The sequence below is a fragment of the Streptomyces aurantiacus JA 4570 genome (genome assembly GCF_000414115.1).
GTDB classification, from domain to species: Bacteria; Actinomycetota; Actinomycetes; order Streptomycetales; family Streptomycetaceae; genus Streptomyces; species Streptomyces aurantiacus_A.
In genome coordinates this window covers 1-4,469 of record NZ_AOPZ01000321.1, presented here as the reverse complement: position 1 = coordinate 4,469, position 4,469 = coordinate 1, and the positions used below count along the sequence as shown (strand labels likewise).

The following is a 4,469-nucleotide window of genomic DNA, read 5'->3' as shown; positions in this document are numbered from 1 at the left end:
CCGCGCCGCCGTGCCGTCCGCAAGGCGACCGCGCCGACCGCCCCCGAGGAGACGGCCGTCGTGGTCGTCCCCGCGGCGGACAAGCCCGCCGAGGCCGCCGCGGAGCAGCCGTCCGAGGGCCAGGCCGAGGCGCCCGCCGCCGACGCCGCCGAGGAAGCCGCTCCGGCCGCCAAGAAGACGGCGCGCAAGACGGCCAAGAAGGCCACCGCCAAGAAGGCCGCGACGAAGAAGACGGCGGCCAAGAAGACGGCGGCGAAGAAGACGGCCGCCAAGAAGACGACGGCCAAGAAGGCGGCGAAGACCGCGACGTCGAAGACGGCGAAGAAGGCCGCCGCGGCGGAGCAGTCGGGGGCCTCGGTGTCGGCCCCGGCCGACGCCGGCTGAACCGTCTGACGGCTGGTCACGCGTCAACACCGGTGCCCCCACACGGCGAACCCGCCGCGTGGGGGCACCGGCGCGTCGGGGCACGGTGTGATCGGTCCGCGCACTCAATGCGCCGTTTTCAGCGGTCACTTGGAACTGGCAGGCTTACCTGTGAGACTCATGCGGTTTGCTGGTCGTGAAGAAACGTTGTTGGTAGTGAAGACATGACGCGGACGCGCCGGGGGGAGACCGCGCGCCGGGGTCAGGGGAGGGATGCACCATGGCGCAGTCGCGCCTCAGAGGCACGGGCCGCCACCGCGCCGTGAAGCCGGTCAGGGGAGGGCGGCAGGCCGCGGCGATCGCCACGGTGCTCTCCGCGGCGGCGAGCCTGCAAGTCGCGGGCACGGGCGCCGCGGGCGCGGCCCCGGACGACACGGCCGCGGCCACCCCCACCTGGACCGAGGGCCCGGTCTTCAACGACCCGCTCGGCACGGACGAGGCCCAGCACGCGATCCGAACCCGCCTGATCCAGCTCACCGACGCCGCCGTGCCCGGCTCCACCATCAAGGTCGCCGTCTACCACGTGTGGGAGGCCCCGGTCGTCGAGGCGCTCCTGAACGCCCGCGAGCGCGGCGTCCACGTACAGATCCTGCTCGACTCGACGAGCCGTACGGACCGCCCGGCGAACCCCTCGTACGCCAAGCTCGCCACGTCGCTCGGCACGGACGCGGCCAAGAAGTCCTTCGTCGCGCTGTGTCCCAAGGACAAGTCGTGCCTGGGCGACCCGCGCCACGGCAAGTCGATCATGCACAACAAGTTCTGGCTGTTCTCCGAGGTCAAGGGCGCCCGGGACGTCGTCGTCCAGACCACGTCGAACTCGACGCCGTCCGCGCACACCAAGTTCTTCAACGACGCGCTGCTGCTGCCGGACAACCCGGCGATGTACGACGCGTTCGCGGACTACTTCGACGAGATGGTCCGCAAGGACTGGCGGTCCTGGGACTACCGCACGGTCAGCAACGGCCTCTACAAGGCGTACTTCTTCCCGCGCGAGGGCACCGTCAACGAGACCGACACCATGTACTCGGTCCTGAACAACGTCTCGTGCACCTACAAGGACGCGAGCGGCGTGAAGCGGCAGACCAAGGTCCGCGCCTCCATCTTCAAGGTCACGCGCAAGCAGATCGCCGACAAGCTGGTGTCGCTGCAGAAGGCCGGCTGCGCCGTGGACCTGGTCTACGCCGAGACGGACAGCGCCAAGAGCCAGGGCGGCACCCCCGGCACCTGGGAGGCGCTGCACAAGCCCGGCGGCCCGGCCCTGCGCTGCTACAACGACGACCGGGACCCGCTCGCGCCCGGCCAGAAGCTGACCACGCCGTACATCATCCACAGCAAGTACGTCCTCATCGACGGTGTGTACGACGGCAAGCGGAACAAGGTCTCCTTCACCGGCTCGCAGAACTACACGGCGCCCGCGCTGCGCGAGAACGACGAGGTGATCGTGAAGGTCGACGACGACTCGGTGCACGACACCTACCGCAAGCACTTCGACCGGGTGAAGAAGGTCGCCTGGCCGGGCACCAGCGACAAGACGGACCTGTGCCGGGGCGTGAAGCCGCTGCCGCCGGACGGCGAGAAGCCCACCGGGTGAGGGCCGAGGTGAGGGCCGAGCCCACCAGGTGAGGGCCGGTTTGACCCGTCAGGGCGGGCCCCGTAACCTAGACCGTCGGTGTGTTCCTATGCACGCCCAACCCCTGTAAACCTCATTCCTCCCGGAATCCGCACGGACCGTGTCCGTACGTAATCGGGGAGAGGCCGTTCGTGCCCTCGGCGCGGGGCGGCTGGACTGCGGGGGTCCCGTTCCGAGCGAGAGAGAGAGAGATCCGCGTGTACGCCATCGTGCGCAGCGGTGGTCGCCAGCACAAGGTTGCTGTCGGCGACATCGTTGAGGTTGACAAGATTTCCACTGCCAAGGTTGGCGACACGGTCGAGCTCTCGACCCTGCTCGTTGTCGACGGCGAAGCCGTGACGAGCGACCCGTGGGTCCTTGCCGGCATCAAGGTCACGGCCGAGGTCGTGGACCACCACAAGGGCGCGAAGATCGACATCCTTCGCTACAAGAACAAGACCGGCTACCGCCGTCGCCAGGGTCACCGCCAGCAGTACACGGCGATCAAGGTCACCGGCATCCCCACGGCTGCGAAGTAAGGGACTGAGACAAGATGGCACACAAGAAGGGCGCATCGTCCACTCGGAACGGGCGCGATTCCAACGCTCAGCGGCTCGGTGTGAAGCGCTTCGGCGGTCAGACCGTCAACGCCGGTGAGATCCTGGTCCGCCAGCGCGGCACCCACTTCCACCCGGGCACGGGCGTCGGCCGCGGCAAGGACGACACCCTGTTCGCGCTGGACGCCGGTGCGGTGGAGTTCGGTACCCACCGCGGCCGCAAGGTCGTGAACATCGTTCCGGTCGCCTGATCCTCTTTCCGAGGGCTTGAGGCACCGTAGAGCGGTTTTCTTCGCGAGGGCGGACCTGACTTCCCGGTTTCCGGGAAGCGGGTCCGCCCTTCGCGTGTTACGCAGTAGACATTTCCGTACGTAACTGGAGGCACCGAACCATGACCACCTTCGTGGACCGCGTCGAGCTGCATGTCGCCGCGGGTAGCGGAGGCCACGGCTGTGCCTCCGTCCACCGTGAGAAGTTCAAGCCGCTCGGCGGCCCGGACGGCGGCAACGGCGGCCGGGGCGGCGACGTCATCCTCGTCGTCGACCAGTCCGTGACCACGCTGCTCGACTACCACCACAGCCCGCACCGCAAGGCCACCGCGGGCAAGCCCGGCGAGGGCGGCAACCGCTCCGGCAAGGACGGCCAGGACCTGGTCCTGCCGGTCCCGGACGGCACGGTCGTCATGGACAAGCAGGGCAACGTGCTCGCGGACATGGTCGGCCACGGCACCTCGTACGTCGCCGCGCAGGGCGGCCGCGGGGGCCTCGGCAACGCCGCGCTCGCCTCCGCCCGCCGCAAGGCGCCCGGCTTCGCGCTGCTCGGCGAGCCCGGCGACGCCGGTGACGTGGTCCTGGAGCTCAAGACGGTCGCGGACGTCGCGCTCGTCGGCTACCCGAGCGCCGGCAAGTCCTCGCTGATCTCCGTGCTCAGCGCCGCCAAGCCGAAGATCGCCGACTATCCGTTCACGACGCTTGTGCCCAACCTGGGCGTCGTCACGGCCGGCTCCACCGTCTACACCATCGCCGACGTGCCCGGCCTCATCCCCGGCGCCAGCCAGGGCAAGGGCCTCGGCCTTGAGTTCCTGCGCCACGTGGAGCGGTGCAGCGTGCTCGTGCACGTCCTGGACACCGCGACGCTGGAGTCCGACCGCGACCCGCTGTCCGACCTGGACGTGATCGAGGCGGAGCTGCGGGAGTACGGCGCGGGCCTGGAGAACCGGCCGCGCCTGGTGGTCCTCAACAAGGTCGACATCCCGGACGGCCAGGACCTGGCCGACCTGGTGCGGCCCGACCTGGAGGAGCGCGGCTACCGCGTCTTCGAGGTCTCCGCGGTCGCCCACAAGGGCCTCAAGGAGCTGTCCTTCGCGCTCGCCGGGCTCGTCGCCGAGGCGCGCGCCGCCAAGCCGCAGGAGGAGGCCACGCGCATCGTCATCCGGCCCAAGGCCGTCGACGACGCGGGCTTCACCGTCACGCGCGAGGAGGACGAGGGCGAGGCCGTGTACCGCGTGCGCGGCGAGAAGCCGGAGCGCTGGGTCCGCCAGACCGACTTCAACAACGACGAGGCCGTCGGCTACCTCGCGGACCGGCTCAACCGCCTCGGCGTCGAGGACGAGCTGATGAAGGCCGGTGCCCGGGCGGGCGACGGCGTGGCCATCGGCCCCGAGGACAACGCGGTCGTCTTCGACTGGGAGCCGTCGCTGTCCGCAGGCGCGGAGATGCTGGGGCGGCGCGGCGAGGACCACCGCTTCGAGGCGCCTCGGCCGGCCGCGCAGCGGCGCCGGGACCGGGACGCGGAGCGGGACGAGGCGGAGCAGGCGTACGACGACTTCAAGCCCTTCTAGGGCGCGGGGGCGGCAACCCATTCCCCGCCGCTCCGCGGCG

General features: G+C 70.2%; 5 protein-coding genes. All 5 read left to right on the top strand.

The window, feature by feature from the left end; translation table 11 throughout:
• Nucleotides 1-384 (top strand): hypothetical protein (locus STRAU_RS28045; RefSeq protein ID WP_078621519.1); only part of this gene is annotated, 384 nt, incomplete at its 5' end.
• A 259-nt stretch (nt 385-643) separates the two neighbouring features.
• Nucleotides 644-2,014 carry a phospholipase D-like domain-containing protein gene (locus tag STRAU_RS28040; RefSeq protein ID WP_037662393.1) on the top strand — a complete coding sequence of 457 codons (1,371 nt, stop codon included), beginning with the start codon at nt 644-646 and terminating at the stop codon, nt 2,012-2,014.
• Nucleotides 2,015-2,250: 236 nt separating this feature from the next.
• Nucleotides 2,251-2,571 (top strand): 50S ribosomal protein L21, encoded by a 321-nt coding sequence (gene rplU, locus STRAU_RS28035; RefSeq protein ID WP_016643790.1) that lies wholly within the window; start codon nt 2,251-2,253, stop codon nt 2,569-2,571.
• 14 nt (nt 2,572-2,585) lie between these two features.
• Nucleotides 2,586-2,840 (top strand): 50S ribosomal protein L27, encoded by a 255-nt coding sequence (gene rpmA, locus STRAU_RS28030; RefSeq protein WP_030362615.1) that lies wholly within the window; start codon nt 2,586-2,588, stop codon nt 2,838-2,840.
• Between the two features lie 140 nt (nt 2,841-2,980).
• A complete protein-coding gene (gene obgE, locus STRAU_RS28025) occupies nt 2,981-4,429 on the top strand; it encodes a GTPase ObgE (RefSeq protein ID WP_016643788.1) in 1,449 nt (482 codons plus the stop codon).
• The last annotated feature ends 40 nt before the right edge of the window (nt 4,430-4,469 follow it).

What these genes read in the sequence shown, in the direction of transcription:
- rpmA (WP_030362615.1), top strand. Translation starts at nt 2,586, where the DNA reads ATGGCACACAAGAAGGGCGCATCGTCCACTCGGAACGGGCGCGATTCC.
- STRAU_RS28040 (WP_037662393.1), top strand. Translation starts at nt 644, where the DNA reads ATGGCGCAGTCGCGCCTCAGAGGCACGGGCCGCCACCGCGCCGTGAAG.
- obgE (WP_016643788.1), top strand. Translation starts at nt 2,981, where the DNA reads ATGACCACCTTCGTGGACCGCGTCGAGCTGCATGTCGCCGCGGGTAGC.